Annotated in this window: 16 protein-coding genes; 7 read left to right on the top strand and 9 right to left on the bottom strand. The window is 75.1% G+C overall.

Annotated elements, in window-relative coordinates:
• The first annotated feature begins 88 nt into the window (after window positions 1-88).
• Window positions 89-1,213: an amidohydrolase gene (locus tag ACIOGZ_RS00550; protein ID WP_363627599.1), complete on the top strand. Its 1,125-nt coding sequence runs from the start codon at window positions 89-91 to the stop codon at window positions 1,211-1,213.
• Window positions 1,214-1,372: 159 nt separating this feature from the next.
• On the opposite strand, the gene ACIOGZ_RS00545 is transcribed toward ACIOGZ_RS00550, so the two are convergent.
• The 7 genes from ACIOGZ_RS00545 to ACIOGZ_RS00515 all read right to left on the bottom strand — a co-directional run bounded on the left by ACIOGZ_RS00545 (window position 1,373) and on the right by ACIOGZ_RS00515 (window position 8,468).
• Window positions 1,373-2,134, bottom strand: a complete 762-nt coding sequence (locus ACIOGZ_RS00545; RefSeq protein WP_363627600.1) for an AMP-binding protein — start codon at window positions 2,132-2,134, stop codon at window positions 1,373-1,375.
• On the bottom strand, window positions 2,134-2,358 hold the full coding sequence (locus tag ACIOGZ_RS00540; protein ID WP_063349844.1) for a phosphopantetheine-binding protein: 225 nt from the start codon (window positions 2,356-2,358) through the stop codon (window positions 2,134-2,136). Before ACIOGZ_RS00540 ends, ACIOGZ_RS00545 begins: the two co-directional genes overlap by 1 nt.
• A 5-nt stretch (window positions 2,359-2,363) precedes the next feature.
• Entirely contained in the window at window positions 2,364-3,005 is a 642-nt protein-coding gene (locus ACIOGZ_RS00535; RefSeq protein WP_363579580.1) for an isochorismatase family protein, read from the bottom strand.
• Between the two features lie 13 nt (window positions 3,006-3,018).
• A complete protein-coding gene (locus ACIOGZ_RS00530) occupies window positions 3,019-4,689 on the bottom strand; it encodes a (2,3-dihydroxybenzoyl)adenylate synthase (protein ID WP_400984478.1) in 1,671 nt (556 codons plus the stop codon).
• 41 nt (window positions 4,690-4,730) lie between these two features.
• The gene (dhbC, locus tag ACIOGZ_RS00525; protein ID WP_400984476.1) at window positions 4,731-5,882 is read right to left on the bottom strand and encodes an isochorismate synthase DhbC; all 1,152 of its coding nucleotides are present in this window, start codon (window positions 5,880-5,882) and stop codon (window positions 4,731-4,733) included.
• Between the two features lie 302 nt (window positions 5,883-6,184).
• A complete protein-coding gene (locus tag ACIOGZ_RS00520) occupies window positions 6,185-6,970 on the bottom strand; it encodes a 2,3-dihydro-2,3-dihydroxybenzoate dehydrogenase (RefSeq protein ID WP_400984189.1) in 786 nt (261 codons plus the stop codon).
• A 286-nt stretch (window positions 6,971-7,256) separates the two neighbouring features.
• Entirely contained in the window at window positions 7,257-8,468 is a 1,212-nt protein-coding gene (locus ACIOGZ_RS00515; protein WP_400984186.1) for a CapA family protein, read from the bottom strand.
• 282 nt (window positions 8,469-8,750) lie between these two features.
• Between ACIOGZ_RS00515 and ACIOGZ_RS00510 the strand changes: the two genes are divergently transcribed.
• From ACIOGZ_RS00510 to ACIOGZ_RS00500, 3 genes are all read left to right on the top strand, one after another.
• Window positions 8,751-9,983 (top strand): M48 family metalloprotease, encoded by a 1,233-nt coding sequence (locus tag ACIOGZ_RS00510; protein ID WP_400984183.1) that lies wholly within the window; start codon window positions 8,751-8,753, stop codon window positions 9,981-9,983.
• A 31-nt stretch (window positions 9,984-10,014) separates the two neighbouring features.
• Window positions 10,015-10,437 (top strand): MarR family winged helix-turn-helix transcriptional regulator, encoded by a 423-nt coding sequence (locus tag ACIOGZ_RS00505; protein ID WP_063349838.1) that lies wholly within the window; start codon window positions 10,015-10,017, stop codon window positions 10,435-10,437.
• 94 nt (window positions 10,438-10,531) lie between these two features.
• On the top strand, window positions 10,532-11,713 hold the full coding sequence (locus ACIOGZ_RS00500; RefSeq protein ID WP_363627604.1) for a PP2C family protein-serine/threonine phosphatase: 1,182 nt from the start codon (window positions 10,532-10,534) through the stop codon (window positions 11,711-11,713).
• 71 nt (window positions 11,714-11,784) lie between these two features.
• Here ACIOGZ_RS00500 and ACIOGZ_RS00495 read toward each other — a convergent pair whose 3' ends face one another.
• Together ACIOGZ_RS00495 and ACIOGZ_RS00490 are read right to left on the bottom strand one after the other, a co-directional pair.
• On the bottom strand, window positions 11,785-12,573 hold the full coding sequence (locus ACIOGZ_RS00495) for an SDR family NAD(P)-dependent oxidoreductase (RefSeq protein ID WP_363579585.1): 789 nt from the start codon (window positions 12,571-12,573) through the stop codon (window positions 11,785-11,787).
• A gap of 104 nt (window positions 12,574-12,677) precedes the next feature.
• Window positions 12,678-13,607: an NADP-dependent oxidoreductase gene (locus ACIOGZ_RS00490; protein WP_400984179.1), complete on the bottom strand. Its 930-nt coding sequence runs from the start codon at window positions 13,605-13,607 to the stop codon at window positions 12,678-12,680.
• 147 nt (window positions 13,608-13,754) lie between these two features.
• Here ACIOGZ_RS00490 and ACIOGZ_RS00485 point away from each other — a divergent pair, with 147 nt between their 5' ends.
• The 3 genes from ACIOGZ_RS00485 to ACIOGZ_RS00475 all read left to right on the top strand — a co-directional run bounded on the left by ACIOGZ_RS00485 (window position 13,755) and on the right by ACIOGZ_RS00475 (window position 16,667).
• On the top strand, window positions 13,755-15,185 hold the full coding sequence (locus ACIOGZ_RS00485; protein WP_363579587.1) for a LuxR C-terminal-related transcriptional regulator: 1,431 nt from the start codon (window positions 13,755-13,757) through the stop codon (window positions 15,183-15,185).
• A gap of 13 nt (window positions 15,186-15,198) precedes the next feature.
• Window positions 15,199-15,663 carry a protein-tyrosine phosphatase family protein gene (locus tag ACIOGZ_RS00480; protein WP_400984176.1) on the top strand — a complete coding sequence of 155 codons (465 nt, stop codon included), beginning with the start codon at window positions 15,199-15,201 and terminating at the stop codon, window positions 15,661-15,663.
• Window positions 15,664-15,911: 248 nt separating this feature from the next.
• Window positions 15,912-16,667, top strand: a complete 756-nt coding sequence (locus ACIOGZ_RS00475; RefSeq protein ID WP_363579672.1) for a (5-formylfuran-3-yl)methyl phosphate synthase — start codon at window positions 15,912-15,914, stop codon at window positions 16,665-16,667.
• The last annotated feature ends 4 nt before the right edge of the window (window positions 16,668-16,671 follow it).

Below are 16,671 nucleotides of genomic sequence, written 5' to 3'. Positions count from 1 at the left end.
GCCTAGTTAGGTTAGCCTAATCTAACTTCATATGATCTGGTCAACGGCCCCCCAGCGCGGGGGCCCTGACATCACGGAGGCGCCGCCCATGCCCCTGACCGCGACCAAACAGGCCGTCCGCGAACGCGTCCACGCGCACCGCGCGGAACTGCTCGCGCTCAGCCACCGCATCCACGCCCACCCCGAGACCGCGTTCGAGGAGCACCGCGCGGCCGCCTGGTGCGCCGAACTCCTGCGCGCCCACGGCTACGCCGTCACCGCGCCCGCGCACGGACTGGACACCGCGTTCACCGCGAGCCTCGGCAGCGGGCCGGTCACCGTCGCACTCGTCTGCGAGTACGACGCGCTGCCCGGCCTCGGGCACGCCTGCGGGCACAACCTGATCGCCGCCGCCGGCCTCGGCGCGGCACTCGGCCTCGCCCCGTACGCCGACCAACTCGGGCTCACCGTACGGGTGATCGGCGCGCCGGCCGAAGAACGCGGAGCCGGAAAGGCACTCCTGCTGGAGGCGGGCGCCTTCGACGGCGTGGACGCGGCGATGATGGTGCACCCCTGCCCGGTCGAGGTCGCCGACTTCCGCTCCTTCGCGCTCGGCACCCTCTCCGTCCGCTACACCGGCCGCGCCGCCCACCCGAGCCTCAACCCGCACCAGGGCCGCAACGCCGCCGACGCCCTCACCGTCGCCCAGGTCGCCCTCGGGCTGCTGCGCCAGCACCTGCCGCCGCAGTGGCGGGTGCACGGCATCACCACCGCCGCCGGCACCGCGCCCAACCTGATCCCCGACAGCGCGAGCGCGGAGTACGAGATCCGCGCCTCGGCGGCCGAGGACCTCGCGCAGTTGCGGGCCCGGGTCGAGGACTGCTTCCGGGCCGGGGCGCTCGCCACCGGTTGCGAGGTGACGCTCGACCGGCCCGAACCGGACTACCTGGACATGCGCTCCGACCCCGCCCTGCTCGCCCTCTGGCGGGCCAACGCGGCGGCGCTCGGCCGGCCGGAGCCGGTCGAGAGCGGGCCGTTCGCGTGCACCGACATGGGGAACGTCTCCCACGCCGTGCCCGCCATCCACCCGGTGCTGGACATCACCGGTGGTGCCTGCGCCCCGCACGAGGCCGCGTTCGCCGAGGCCGCGGTGGGGGCGGAGGCCGACCGGGCGGTGCTCGACGGCGCGGTCGCCATGGCCTGGACGGCGGCCGACCTGGCGGCACACGCCTGACAGCCGACGCATGCCGACCGACGGCCGCCGATCGACGACTGACGACTGACGACTGACGACTGACAGATGACAACTTTCAGATAACAGATTTCATCATCTGTTATCTGAAAGTTGTTCACCGAACGTTGTCATCTGTTCGCCGCCCTCGCCCCGCCCCCGTCAGTCGCCCAGCAGCGCCGCCGACGACGCCCGCACCGCTGTGACGCCCAGCTCCCTCACCAGCTCCCCGACCTCGCCCGACCGCTGCGGGTCGGCCAGCACCACGGCGGCGCCGGTCCGCAGCGGCCAGAGGAACTCCCAGAGCGGCAGGCCCAGTTGCAGCACCCGGTCACCCGGGCCGAGCGGGTGGGCCGCCTGGAGCTCGCGCACCCGGCGGTCGGCCTCGGCGTGGGTGAGCCCGACGGCGTCCGGTCGCCCGCCCGGGCCGTACCCGACGCAGAGCAGGTGCTGCGGCGTGAGCGCCCGGGGCGGGTCGGTGGCCAGCTCGCCGTCCACGTCCAGCCCGGCCAGCGCCTCCGGCACCCCCTCCCCCAGCACGCAGACCGGCGCGGTCTCCGCGAGCAGCCGCTCCCGGCGCCCGGGTGCGTCCGCCGGGTCCAGCGGCAGGTACGCCGCGCCGGACTTGGCCACCGCGAGCAGCGCGGTCAGCAGCTGCGCCGGGTGGCGGGCCGGCGCCAGGCCGACCACCGCCCCCGGCCGGGCGCCGCGCGCGGCCAGGGCGCGCGCCAGCCGGTTGGCCGCGGCGTTCAGGTCCCGGTACGTGACGGCCGCGCCGCCCGCGAGCAGCACGGCGGGGGCGTCCGGGGTCCGGGCGGCCTGCGCCTCGACCGGCCCCACGACGGTGGTCGGCGGGTACTTCGCCGCCCGGTCCGTGCGCGGGGGCGCCTGCGGCCCGGCGGCCTCCAGCAGCACCGTCTCCATCAGGCCGCGCCGAGCAGTGCGGCCCAGGCCTCGACGGCCGGGCGCTCGGCCAGTTGCACGAACGCCACCTCGGCGCCCTCGGCCCGCCAGCGCTCGGCGAGCGCCATCAGCCGGACCGAGTCCAGGCCCCAGTCGGCCAGGTTCTCGTCCAGCGGGACGTCCGCCGGGTCCTCGCCGAGCAGGTCGGCGACCTCGGCCCGGATCCGCTCCACGGTGAAGGCCATGCCCGTCACTTCCCTTCCAGCATCGCCAGGACGGCGTCGGTGGTGGTGACCTGCCCGCAGCGGCCGGCCACCCAGGACAGCGCCGCGCGGTGCTCGTCCGGGCCGAAGTCGGCGACCGCGTCGGCCACCACGAAGGCCGGCAGGTCGCGCATCCAGGCGTCGCAGGCGGTGGCCTGTACCCCGATGTGCGCGTACACGCCGGTGATCACCAGCTGGTCCCGGCCCTGTTCGCGCAGCAGCCGGTCCAGATCGGTGCGCACGAAGGCGCTGTACTTCCACTTGGTGAGCAGCGTGTCGCCCGGTGCGGGGGCGACGGCGTCGGCGATCGCCGTCGCACGAGGGTCGTCCGGGATGCCCGGGCCCCAGAAGTCCTGCTGGAGGCCACGTTCGGCCGGGCTCTGCCCGCCGGGCTGGGCCGAGTAGAGCACCGGTATGCCGTGGGCACGCGCCGCCCCGGCCAACCGGCCGACGTTCCCGAGGAGTTCGGGCACCGGCGCGGCGGCGGCGTCGAAGGCGTCCAGGAAGTGGTTCTGCAGGTCGTGCACCAGCAGCACGGCGCGGTCCGGGTCGACCGTCCACTCGACCCGGTTGGCGGGCAGTTCGGTGGCGGCGGGCAGGGGATAGGAGGGAATGCGGGGCAGGCCCACGGTGGTCTTTCCTTCAGTGAGTAGGGAGTGCGGCCGCGATGGCGGCGCGCAGGTCCTTCTTGCTGACCTTGCCGATCCCGGTGGCGGGGAAGGCGTCGACGAACTCGACCCGGTCCGGCACCTTGTACTCGGCCAGTCCGCGCTGCCGTACGAAGCGCTTCAACTCGATGCTCTTCGGCGGCTGTTCGCGATGCTCGGTACGCAGGACGACGTAGGCGCAGGTGCGTTCGCCGAGGTAGGGGTCGGGCATCGACACCACCGCCGCGTCGTGCACGGCGGGGTGGGCGAGCAGGTGGTTCTCGATCTCCTCGGCGGCGACCTTCTCGCCGCCCCGGTTGATCTGGTCCTTGGCCCGGCCCTCGACCACCAGGTGGCCGGTCGGGGTGCGGCGGACGAGGTCGCCGGTGCGGTAGAAGCCCTCGGCCGTGAAGGAGTTGGCGTTGTGCTCGGGCGCGTTCCAGTAGCCGCGGATGGTGTACGGGCCGCGGGTGAGCAGGTGGCCGGTGGCGCCGTCGGGCAGGTCCTGGTCCTGGTCGTCGACCACCCGGACCTCGTCGTCGGGGGAGATCGGCCGGCCCTGGGTGGTGGTGATCAGCTCCTCCGGGTCGTCCAGGCGGGTGTAGTTGACCAGCCCCTCCGCCATCCCGAACACCTGCTGAAGCGTGCAGCCGAGCACCGGGCCCACCCTCCGGGCAGCCTCGGCGCTGAACTTGGCACCGCCGACCAGCAGCACCTCCAGGCTGTCCAGGTCCCCCGCGCCGGGGCCGCCCGCGTCGCGCTCGGCGGCGTCCAGCCAGAGCAGGGCCAGCGGCGGCACCAGCCCGGTGATGGTCACGCCCTCGCGCTCGATCAGCGGGAAGGCCGTCTCCGGGTTGGGCCGCGGGCACAGCACCACCCGGCCGCCCGCGTACAGGGTGCCGAGCGAACCGGGCGAGCTGAGCGGGAAGTTGTGGGCGGCGGGCAGCGCGCACAGGTAGACGCTGTCCTCGTCGAGCGCGCACAGCTCGACCGAGCCGCGCAGCGAGTAGATGTAGTCGTCGTGGGTGCGCGGGATCAGCTTGGGCACGCCGGTGCTGCCGCCGGAGAGCTGGAGGAAGGCGACGCTCCCGGGCTCCGGCTCCTCGACCGGCCCGGGCCCGTCGCAGGGCACGTCCGCCAGCCGGAGGTGCTCGCCCGGCTCGTCCCCGGCCACCAGGACCAGCCGCAGCGCCGGGCTCTCCGCCTTGACCCGGGAGGCCAGTTCGCGGTAGTCGAAGCCGTTGTCGACGGCCGCGACGACGTAGCCGGCCGCCCCGGTGAAGGAGCAGAAGTAGCCGATCTCGGTGGCTCGGTGGGCGGGCAGCGCGAAGACCGGCAGCGCGCCGATCCGGAACAGCGCGAAGACCACCTCGAAGAACTCGGCCACGTTGGGCAGTTGGACCACCACGCGGTCGCCGCGCCCGATCCCCCGGGCGAGCAGCCCGGCGGCCATCCGGTCGGCGCGGCGGTCGAGTTCGGCGTACGTCCAGCGCCGCCCCTCCCCCGCCGGGTCCACGATCGCGATCCGCTCGCCGTGCGCGGCGGCGCGCTCACGCAGCATTCGCCCGAAGGTCTCGCCGCGCCAGTACCCGGCGGCCCGGTAGCGCTCGGCGAACTCGGCGGGGTACGGGGTGAAGGCGGACTCCTGAACGGAGGTCCGGCCCACAACGGCGGACTGGTTCTGCGTCAGAAAGCTCTCCGTCGCCGTCACTGCGACACCCCCGCGGCGTCCAGGAAGGTGCGGAACTTGGCACTGGTCTCGGCGAGTTCGTCCTCAGGCCGGGACCGGTCGACGACGCCCGCACCCGCGTACACCCGCAGGGTCCGCTCGTCCGCCTCCGCGCAGCGGATGGTGACCACCCACTCGCCGTCGCCGTCCGCGTCACCCCAGCCGACCATGCCGGTGTACAGGCCCCGGTCGAAGGGCTCGACCTCGCCGATCACCCGCCGGGCGACGGCCGTCGGCGTGCCGCAGACCGCCGGGGTCGGGTGCAGGGCGGTGGCCAACTCCAGGGCGGAGACCGCCGGATCGGCCAGTTCGCCGGTGATGGTGGTGGCCAGGTGCCACATCGCGGCGGTGCGCACCAGGGTCGGCCGCGCCGGCACGTCCAGGGTGCGGCAGTACGGCGCCAGCGCGGCGCGGATCGCGTCCACCACGACGGCGTGCTCGTGCAGGTCCTTGGGCGATTCCAGCAGCGCGGCGGCGCGCCGGACGTCCTCGCCGAGGTCGGCGCTGCGCGGCACCGAACCGGCCAGCGGGTTGGCCAGGACGGCCGTTCCGCGCCGGGAGAGCAGGAGTTCGGGGCTGGCGCCGATCAGCGTCCGCCCGCCGCCGGCAGGGACGGCGAAGGTGTAGCCGCCCGGGTCGCGGCGGCCGAGCCGCTGGAGGATCGCGGGCAGGTCCAGCGGGCGGTCGGCGCTCAGCTCCAGCGTGCGGGCCAGCACGACCTTGCTCAACTCGCCGCCGCGCAACCGCTCGACGGCCGCCGCGACGCCCGCGCCGTACGCGGCCGGCTCGGGGATCGGACGCACCTGCCAGTCGACCACCTCGGCCGGCGGCGCGGGCAGCGCGATCAGCGGGTCGTCGCGCAGCGCCCCGGCTCTGCGGACTCTCTCGGGGACGGCGAGTTCGACCCGGCTGTCGTGGTCGAACGCCACCGCGCCGACCACCAGCGGCCGTTCGACCCCGGCGCGACGGGCCTCGGCCAGCGTCGCGGCGACCCGGACGGGCAGCGGGCGCCCGTCCTGCGGAACCCGGGCGTGCACCCCGGCGGTGAGCAGGGTGCGGGTCGGCGAGGCGAAGAACGCCTCGTCGGCCGCGGCCCGGTACTGGCCGAGCAGGCCGCTGGCCGCGCCGATGACGGCGTGGTCGGGGGCCGGGGCGGAAGCGTCGGCGGGCCCGGCGGGGGCCGGGGCAGCGGGGGCGGGAGCGGCGTGCTCGACGACACCCCCGGCGGGGGCGTGGTGCACCGTGGTCACCGTGAAGTCTCCAGTCTGGGACGGTCTGGACGGTCTGGACGTCGGGGAGGAAGGTCGGGGAGGAAGGTCAGGGAAGGAGGTCGGGGAAGGAGGTCAGGGCATGGCCGACGCCCGGGGGTTGCCCGGGGCGCGGAGGGGAGCGGAGGGAAGCGGCGAGGAAGGCGCGGGGACGGCGAGGGCGTTCAGGCGCGCAGGGTCGCGCCGCCGTCGACGTAGAGGTCGTGCATGGTGATGTGCCGGGCCCGGTCGGAGGCCAGGAAGACCACCGCCTCGGCGATGTCGGCGGGTGCGGCGATCCGCCCGAGCGGGATGCCGACCCGCCAGGCACCCAAGTCGCCGTCGATGACCAGCCGTTCGGCGGCCTCGGCGTCCTCGCCCCAGAGCGCGCGCTGCATCCCGGTGTCGGTCGAGCCGGGCGAGACGATGTTGCACCGCACGCCGGAACGGGCGAGTTCCAGCCCGAGGCAGCGGGTGAACATGGTGGCCGCCGCCTTGGACGCCGCGTACGCGGCCATGCCGGCGCGCGGCACCCCGGCGGCGTTGGAGCCGACGGTGACCACCGCGCCGCGGCCGCGGTCGGCCATCCGGCGGCCGACCGCGCGGCCGGTGTGGAAGACGCCGGTGGTGTTGACCGCGAAGGTCTCCGCCCAGTCCTGGTCGGTGAGTTCGACGACGGGTGCGGTGCGCAGGATCCCGGCGACGTTCACCAGCGCGGCGATCGGCCCGAGTTGGCGCTCGATCAGGTCGACCGTGTCGTCCACCGCCGGGCCGTCGGTGACGTCCAGGACGTACGGGTGCACGGCGGGCGACTCCGCCGCGAGGGCGGCGAGCGGGCCGGGGTTGCGGTCCACCGCGGCGACGACGGCACCCTCGGCGACGAGCGCCCGGGCCACGGCCGCACCGATGCCCTGCCCGGCCCCGGTGACCATCGCGACGGCACCGGCGAATTCGGACTTTTGCACGGACATCCCCTCCGACCAGCAATATTAGGTAAGCCTAACCTAACACATATGTTCGGCTGCGCCGATGCCCTGTGCAGTCGTCAACTCACCGCCACCCCCTCGACTCCGGTCCGATCGCCGCCGTTTCCGGGCGCACCGGCACGAGACGTTTCGTCTCGCCGAGACCATGGACCGAACCCCCCACGGCCGCGGTGCCGCGGCGGCTGGAGGGCGGCGAACTGCCGGACGGCGACCGGGAGCTGAGGACGGCTCCCGGTCACTCACGAGAGGGCCACGCGCCCCCGGAGGCGGATCAGCCCGTCGCGCCCGTCGCGCCCGTCGCCGGAGCCGACGGAGCCGGAGCCGACGGAGCCGACGGAGCCGCCGGGGCCGGGGCGAGGCCGGTGCAGCCCCGGAGGGCGTCGCGGCGCTTGCGGGCCGCCTCGGCGGTGGCGCCGGTGGCCGGGACGGGGACGCCCTTGTCGTCGATGGTCGCCGGGGCGAAGGCCTCGCCGGTGACCTTGCCGTCGCGGGTGAGGGTGAGGGTGGTGACGCCGGTCTCGTTGGAGAAGGCGTAGTTGGAGGTGCCGTACCAGAGGAAGTTGCCGAAGCCGTAGCCGATGTACGTGTTGCCGAGCATGCCCGAGCCGACCATGGTGTGGGCGTGGGTGCCGACCACGGCGGTGGCGCCGGCGGTGGCGAGCTTCTTGGCGATGGCGGTCTGCGGGCCGGTGGGGCAGGCCTTGCCCTCGTCGCCCCAGTGCAGGTAGACGAGGACGACGGGCGCCTGCTGCTTGGCCGCCTCGACCGCCTTGACCAGCGCGGGGACGTCCAGCGCGGAGGCGATTCCCGGCTTGTTGGCACCGGCCCGCCACTTCTGGTTGGTCAGGTCCTCGACCTGGCTGGCGGCGACGACGGCGACCTTCACACCGCGCACGGTGGTGACGTACGGGGCGTACGCCTCCTTGGCGTTGCGGCCGACGCCGACGACCGGGATCGGCGAGGAGTCCTTGGCGGCGAGGGTGTCGGTGAGGCCGTCGGCGCCGAAGTCGACGGCGTGGTTGTTGGCCATGGAGACGACGTCGACGCCGGAGTCCTTGAGCGCCGAGAGCGCCTTGGGCGAGGTGCGAAAGGTGTAGGTCTTCGGCTCGGGGGCGCCGCGCCCGGTGATCGCCGTCTCCAGGTTGAGGACGGACAGGTCGGCGTCGGCGAGCGTCCGGGAGAGCGGGCCGAGGGCCTGCTCCGGCGGCTGGACGGCGAGCCGGGCCTCGGTGCGGCCCTCGAAGTGGACGTCTCCGGCGAACGCGACGGTGATGCTGCCGTCGGGCCGGGGCGCGGCGTTCTTCCCGGCGGCGGTTCCGGACGGCGTCGCACCCGGGCTGGTGGACGCGCCCGCCGCCCCACCCGAGGAGGCCGCGGTCGAGCCGGGCGCGGCGGCCGGCGCCGGGGCGGGGTCGTCGGGCCCGCAGGCGGCGACGGCGGTCAGGCCGACGAACAGCGCGACGGCGGCCGCGGCACGGCGCATGAGTGGTTCCCCCCGGGTCGATCCAGAAGCGGTCAGCCTACGGCACGGGTTCCGCACCCATCCGCCTCGGTTCCGCAACATTCCGAGCACAACACCGGCGGGCCGGACACCCACCCCCGAACACCCACGGCCGGACACGAGCCGACGAACACCCACGGCCGGACACCCACGGCCGGACACCAAAGACTGGAGCACCGGGCGCCGAGGACTGAGCGCCGCCCCGGCGCGGTAGGAGATGCTGAACCGCCCCCGTCCGCCAGAGCCCGGAGCCGCACCCACCCCATGGACGACACCGATACCACCGCCTCCGCCGGCCCCGCCCCCACCGGCCGCCCACCAGCCGACTTCACCCCCGCCGAGCGCGCCCGTGGCCGCGCGCTGCGCCGCGCCCAGCTCCCCTGGGCACTGGGCGGTCGGCTGGCGGGCCTGGCGCTCACCCTGCTGCTCGGCCTGACCCCGGCCGGGGCCGGCCTGGTCTCGGCCGTCGGCGGCTGGTTCGGCGGCTCCCGGACGGCCGGGGTGCTGGCGGGCGCGGCGGCCCTGGTGGTGCTCGGCCAGGCGTTGCAGCTGCCGTTCGGCGCCCGACTGCGGGTGGTCCGGGCCCGGTACGGGCTGGTGACGCAGGGCTGGGCCGGCTGGACGGTGGACGCGCTGCGCGGCCTGGGGCTGGCCCTCGTGCTGGTCCTTCCGCTCGCGCTCGGGCTGTTCGCGCTGACCGCCTGGTCGCCGCGGCACTGGTGGCTGCCGGCGGCGGGCGCGGCGGCGGTGCTGACGGCGGCGCTGTCCTTCCTGCACCCGCTGCTGATCGAGCCGGTGTTCAACCGCTTCACCCCGATGCCGCCGGGCCCGCTGCGCAGCGCCCTGCTGGCGCTGGCCGAGCGGGACGGCGTACGGGTGCGGGACGTCCTGGTGGCGGACGCCTCGCGGCGGACCACCGCGCTCAACGCGTACGTGTCGGGGCTGGGCGCGACCCGCCGGATCGTCGCGTACGACACGCTGCTGTCGACGGCCACGCCGCGCGAGGTGGAACTGGTGGTGGCGCACGAGCTGGGCCACGTGAAGCACCGGGACGTGCCGTTCGGCACCTTGCTGGGCGCGGTGGGCGCGGCCGCGGCGGTGGCCGTGCTGGGGGTGCTGGGCTCCTGGCGACCTCTGCTGTCGGCGGCGGGGGCGGCGGATGCGGCCGATCCGCGGGCGCTGCCGCTGCTGGCGGCGTGCGCGGCGCTGCTGGGGGCGCTGTCGGGGCCGGCCCAGTGCGCGGTGAGCCGCCGGATCGAGGCCAGGGCGGACCGGCATGCGCTCGAACTGACGTCGGACGCCGAGCAGTTCGTCGCGATGCAACGCAGACTGGCCGTGGCGAACGTCTCCGATGTCGACCCGCCGAGGGCGCTTGAGCTACTGTTCGCCACTCACCCGAGTGCGACCCGCCGGATTGCCGCCGCCCGCGCCTGGCAGGCCACTCAGGGACAGGGAGGCCCGGAGCGGCGCGCGAACCCGGGGGAATCCGTTGTATAGTGCAACAAATATCGAGGAGGTAGGAACGCCCGTGCCCGGCCGCCAGTCGTCCATCGACGCCATCCAGCGCGAGCTGACCGCCTTCGCCCGGCGCGCCCGGCACAAGGCCTCCCAGCTGCACCCCGACCTCTCCCTGGTCACCTACAGCATCCTCGACCTGATCACCGAGCGCGGCGGCTGCCGGGCCGCCGACGTGGCCGCCCACTTCATGCTCGACAAGTCGACCGTCAGCCGCCAGGTCACCGCCCTGGAGAAGCTCGGCCTGCTGCGGCGCGAGGCCGACCCGGACGACCAGCGCGGCCAGATCCTGCGCGCCACCGAGGCCGGGCTCGCCCTGCTGCAGGACGCCAACGAGCAGCGCCGGCTGGCCTTCACCGCCCGCTTCACCGACTGGTCCGACGAGGACGTCGCCCGCTTCGCCGCCTACCTGGCCCGCTACGGCGAAGAGGGCTGAGACCCCCTGTACGGGGTGCGCCCGGGGGCCTCCGGGGTGTACCCGAGGAGCGCCCGGGGTGCGCCCCACCGCCCCGACGGTGTACAGAGGAAAGGTGCCACTCCGGCAGCGTCCCCGTGACCCGCAGCCCCGCGACCGCCGCCGCCCCCGGCGGCCCGACCGCCGCGCGCTGACGGCGCTGTCGCTCGCGCTGATCGTCGTGATCACCGTCGTCGACATCCTCTCCCCCGCGCAGATCCACCTCGGCCCGCTGCTGATCGTCGCCCCCGCGCTCACCGCCTCCTACGCCGGCGCCCGGGCCACCGCCGGCGTCGCCCTGCTGGCCCTCGCCGCGCTCACCGTCATCGGCATCACCCGGGACGGCCTCACCAGCGCCAACATCGAGACCCAGCTGGGCGCGCAGGTCGTCGTCTCCGCCCTGATCATCGGACTGCGGGCGCTGCGCGAACGGTACGAACGCGAGCTGGCCCAGGTCCGCTCAGTGTCCGAGGCCGCCCAGCGGGTCCTGCTGCGCCCGCTGCCGGACCGGATCGGGCCGCTGCACCTGGCCTCCGTCTACCTCGCCGCCGAGGCCGAGGCACAGGTCGGCGGCGACCTGTACGCGGCCGCCCGCACCGCCACCGGCACCCGGCTGCTGGTCGGTGACGTCCGCGGCAAGGGCCTGTCCTCGCTCGGCGACGCGGCCCTGCTGCTCGGCGCCTTCCGCGCCGCCGCCCACCTGCACGCCGACCTGCCCGGGCTCGCCGCCTACCTGGACGGCAGCGTCTGCTGGGACCTCGCCCAGCTCGGCGAACAGGCCCGCCGACGCCGCCTGAGCGGCGAGGACCCGGACGAGGCGGCCCCGCCGGAGGACAGCGGCGAGTCCTTCATCACCGCCGTCCTGCTCGACATCCCCGACGACGGCACGGCGGTCCGGCTGATCGACTGCGGCCACCCGCCCCCGCTGCTGCTGCGCCCCGACGGCATCACCACGCTGGCCGCCCGCCACCCGGCGCCGCCGCTGGGCCTGGGCGAGCTCGCCCCGGTCCGGTACGAGGTGGAGACCTTCCCGTTCCACCCCGGCGACCGGCTGCTGATCTACACCGACGGCGTGATCGAGGCCCGAGACGCCGACCGGCGCTTCTACCCGCTCACCGACCGCGTCACCGCCTGGCAGGACGAACGCCCGACCGCCCTGCTCCACCACCTGCGCCGCGACCTGCTCGCCCACGTCGGCGGCCGGCTGGACGACGACGCGGCGATGGTCATCGTCGAGCGGCTCCCCCGGCTTCCCTAGCTCCCCCGGCTCCCCCGGCTCGCCCGGCTCTCTCCCCTGGCTCCCCTGTCGCGAACACCGGGGGCTGACGGCTACTGCGCGAGGTAGCCGCCGTCGACGGGCAGCACCGCGCCGGTGATGAAGGAGGCGTCGTCGGAGGCGAGGAACAGGACGGCCGCCGCGACCTCCGCCGGGGCCCCGAGGCGGCCCATCGGGTGGCGCTTCTCGATCGCGGCGAGGTACTCCGTCCCGCCGGGTTCGTCGTACAGGCGGGCGACGCGGTCGGTGGCGATGGTGCCGGGGGCGACGGCGTTGATCCGGATGCCGCGGTCGGCCCATTCGACGGCGAGGTGCCGGGTGAGGCCGGAGGCGACGAACTTGGCGGGCCCGTAGACCGCCTGGCCGCGCTGGCCGGCCTCGCCGGAGATGGAGGAGACGCAGACGATCGCCCCACCCGGCCGTTCCTGGGCGGCCATCGCCTGGATGCCGTACTTGCAGGTGAGGAACATGCCGCGGCCGTCGACGGCCATGACCTGGTCCCACTCCTCGGCGGTGGCCTCGGTGACCTCCATGAGCGGGATCACCCCGGCGTTGGCCACCAGGACGTCGAGGCGGCCGTGCCGTTCGACGGCGGCGTCGACCATCCGGCGGGCGTCCTCGTCGCTGGCCACGTCGCCGACCACCGTGCTGACGGCGTGCGGGAACCGGTCGGCCAGCCGGCGCAGGCCCTCGACGTCGATGTCGGTGCCGACCACCGACGCGCCCTCGCGCACGAAGCGTTCGGCGACGGCCCGGCCGATGCCGTTGGCCGCACCCGTCACCACGCAGGACCGCCCGGCCAGGCGGCCCGCCGACACCCCTGATGCGTTCTCAGTCACCATGCCACCGGACTCTACCGATTCCGCGTCAGAACGCCCGGTGCATCGACCAGTTGACCAGTGCACCGGGCCGACTGCCGGTCGTCGACGACCCCGGCACCCATGGCTCAGACCGTGAGCACGATCTTGCCGCGCAGGTGCCCGTGCTCGCTGAGACGGTGTGCCTCGGCCGCCTCCGCCAACGGCAGCACCTGGTGCAGCGGCAGCCGCAGGGTGCCCGCCTCGTGCAGCGCCAGCACGGCGGCGTAGGCGCGCTGGTGGTAGGACTCGACGCCCTCCGCCCCGCCGCTGAAGCGGACGCCGTACTCGGCGGAGCCGGCGAAGTCGACGATCGTCACCACCCGGTCCGCGGAGCCGGTCAGCTCGATGGAGAGCGGCAGCACCCCGCCCTTGCCCGCCGCGTCCAGCGCCCGGTCCACCCCGCCCGGGGCAGCGGCCCGCACCCGGTCCGCCAGGCCGTCGCCGTAGGCCACCGGGATCGCGCCCAGCTCGCGCAGGTAGTCGTGGTTGGCCTCGCCGGCGGTGCCGACCACGGTGATCCCGCGTGCCCGGGCCAGTTGCAGCAGCAGGGTGCCGACCCCGCCGGCCGCGCCGTGCACCAGCAGCGTCTCGCCGGCCCGCACGCCCAGGACGCCGAGCACCCGCTCGGCGGTCTCGGCCGCCACCGGGATCGCCGCGGCCTCCTCCCAGCTCAGCGCGGCGGGCTTGCGGGCCAGCAGGTCGGCGTCCACGAGCGCCTGTTCGGCGTACGCGCCGCCCATGACGGCGCCGAACACCTCGTCGCCGGGCGCCCACGCGGTCACGTCCGGGCCGACGGCCTCCACCGCACCGGCCAGCTCGTAGCCGCCGACGTGCGGGAAGGAGACCGGGAAGGCCGCCACCATCGAGCCGCTGCGCACCTTGTGGTCCAGCGGGTTGACGCCCACCGTGCGGACCGCGACCCGCACCTGGCCGGGGCCCGGGGCGGGCAGCTCGACGTCGGTCGGGCGCAGCACGTCCACGCCGCCGTACTCGGAGAAGGCGATCGCCTTGGTCATGGAATGTCCTTGCGGGTTCGGTGAGTTGTTTCTTCCGACGGCTCCATCCTGGATCGTCCGGGGTGGTCGCCAGGCCCGCCTTTCGGATGGTTCCACCTGTCCGAACGGCCAGGCCCCCGCCCCGGCCCCCGGGCTAGGCTGGCCGGCATGGGCGACGGCATCGGCGTTGACAAGGACGTGCGCAACGAGACGGGCGAGGACGTGGACGGCAGGGACCTGGACCACGGGAACGGGGATGGGGACGGCGCGGACGAGCGGTGGCGGCAGCACTGGGGCCGCCCCGAGGAGGCGCTGGCGCGGGCCGTCGAGGTGCTGCGCACCCCCCGGCCGCACCTGATGGACCGGCTCTCCGAGGTGGTCGCCACCCTCGTCCCGCACGTGGCGATCGCCCAGCTCAGCGGCATCTGCACCTATTCCCCCACGCTCGCCTTCGGCCCACCCGAGCTGACCGCCGCCGTCAGCGGCCTGGAGCTCGCCAAGCTGGCCGAGACGACCACCTCGGCGACGGCCGACGGCCGGGCCTGGCAGGGCGAGGCGCAGCTGGCCGGGCGGGCGAGGTCCGTCGTGGTGGTCACGGCGTCGGCGTCGGACGCCACCACCGCGGTGCTGGTGCTGGTCCGGGACGGCGGCGCCGACCCGGTGGCGGCCGGGGCGCTCGCCGTCCTCCAGCAGCTGTGGGACTTGGTCACCACCCACTCGCACCACCGCGCCACCGACGCCGGCCCCACCCACGCGGTGGCCTCCCGGGCCTCCGCCAACGCCCGCGCCCGGGCGATCGCCGAGTTCACCGGCTCCCACGGCGCGGCGCTCACCGCGATCCTCGCGCCGCTGCGCTCCGCCGCGCTGGACGACGCCACCGCGCGCCGCGCCGCCACCGAACTGGCCGTGACGGCGCTGCTCGACCTTCGCCGGGGCGCCGACCTGGACCGGGCGCTCAGCGAGGAGCCCGCCGACGCCGCGTTCGCCCGGCTCGACCAGCAGTTGCGCCCGCTGCTGCGGCACACCCGGGTGCGGCTGGACGTCGCGCCGCCGGCGGAGGCAGGCCGGTCCGTGCCGGCGGACACCGCGCACGCCGCCCGGGACGCCGTCCGGGCGGCCGTCCTCGTGATGCTGGAGCAGGACGCCGTGACCAGGCTGCACGTGAGCTGGCGGTTCACCGGTGACACGCTGCGGGCGGTGGTCCGGGACGACGGCCCCGGCCTGCTGGCCACCGACGCGCTGGCCGTCCACCGCACCGCCGACCGGATCGCCGCCCTCGGCGGGCGCTGCGCCATCGAGGCCGTCCCCGGCTGGGGCACCACGGTGAGCGTCGACCTGCCGCTCGGCCTGCCCGAACAACCGCGCGCCACCGACCCGTTGGACGGCCTCCAGCCGCGCGAGCTGGAAGTGCTCGACCAACTGGCCCAGGGCCGGCGAAACCGGGACATCGCCGCGGCGCTGCACATCAGCGAGTCGACGGTGAAGTTCCACGTCGCCAACATCCTGGCCAAGCTCGGCGTCTCCTCGCGCGGCGAGGCGGCGGCCCTGGCCCACCGGGCCGGGATGCCGGGCACCCCGGCCCTGCACGTGGCGTCCTGAGGAGAACCGCGAGATGACCGAGACCACCGAGACCACCGGGCCGACCGGGCCGACCGCGCCCTGGGACCCGGCCGCCCCCGGCGTGCTGCGCCTGCCCTCCGGGCGGCTGCTGCGCGGGCGCGGCCTCAGCCGCCCGCTGCCGCCCGGCCCGCACCCCTCCTTCGGGCTCTACCTGCTGGGCCGCCCGCCCAAGCCGTTCCCGTGGGAGGGCCGTTGGGTGCACTGGCCCGACTTCCGGCTCCCCGCCGACCGGGCGGACACGGCCGACGCCTTCCGCGAGGTCTGGCGGCGGTCGGCGACCGAACGCGTCGAACTCGCCTGCGCCGGCGGCCACGGCCGCACCGGCACCGCCCTCGCCTGCGTCGCGATCCTGGACGGCGTCCCGGCCGCCGAGGCCGTCGCGTACGTCCGGGAGCACTACGACCGGCACGCGGTGGAGACGCCCTGGCAGCGCCGCTTCGTGGAGCGGTGGGCCTGAACGGCCGTCCCGGGCGGCCAGGAGCAGGAATCCCGACCCCGGCGACCCGACCGCGCCCGTGTGCGACGGGTTCGAACTGGCGTGTCCGGCGCGTCGGGGGGTGATCGCGCCACGACAGTGACCCGTTCGGGTTCCGCGCGCCCTACCGGGGGCCACGGGCCGAAGGAATGATGAGCGGACCGCACGTGATCCAGACGACTCCGCACACCTGCCCCCGGCCGGTGGACCTGCGGTGGAAGGAGCCCACGTTGTTGCTGCTCATCTCCCCGGACGGCGTCGAGGAGGCCCTCGACTGCGCGAAGGCGGCGGAGCACCTCGACATCGTCGACGTCAAGAAGCCGGACGAGGGCTCGCTCGGCGCGAACTTCCCGTGGGTGATCAGGGAGATCCGTGACGCCGTCCCGGCGGACAAGCCGTTGTCCGCCACCGTGGGGGACGTCCCGTACAAGCCCGGCACGGTGGCCCAGGCCGCGCTCGGTGCGGCCGTCTCCGGCGCCACGTACATCAAGGTCGGCCTCTACGGGTGCACGACGCCCGAACAGGCCGTCGACGTCATGCGAGGGGTCGTCCGGGCCGTGAAGGACTACCGGCCGGACGCGTTCGTCGTCGCCTCGGGCTACGCCGACGCCCACCGGATCGGCTGCGTCAACCCGCTCGCGTTGCCCGACATCGCCCGTCGCTCCGGCTCCGACGCGGCCATGCTCGACACCGCGATCAAGGACGGGACCAGGCTGTTCGACCACGTTCCGCCCGAGGTCTGCGCGGAGTTCGTCCGGCTGGCCCACGAAGCCGATCTGCTCGCCGCGCTCGCGGGCAGCGTCAAGGCGGCGGACCTCGGCACGCTGACCCGTATCGGCACGGACATCGTGGGAGTGCGCGGGGCCGTCTGCGAGGGCGGCGACCGCACCGCCGGAAGGATCCGGCCGCAGCTGGTGGCCGACTTCCGGGCGGAGATGGACCGGCACGCCCGGGACCACGCGGCCGTCGTCACCGCCGCGAGTTGACCCC

It is taken from the genome of Kitasatospora sp. NPDC088160 (genome assembly GCF_044741445.1).
GTDB lineage: Bacteria > Actinomycetota > Actinomycetes > Streptomycetales > Streptomycetaceae > Kitasatospora.
Note: the sequence above shows the minus strand (reverse complement) of the source record. Positions and strands in the feature narration are given on the sequence as shown.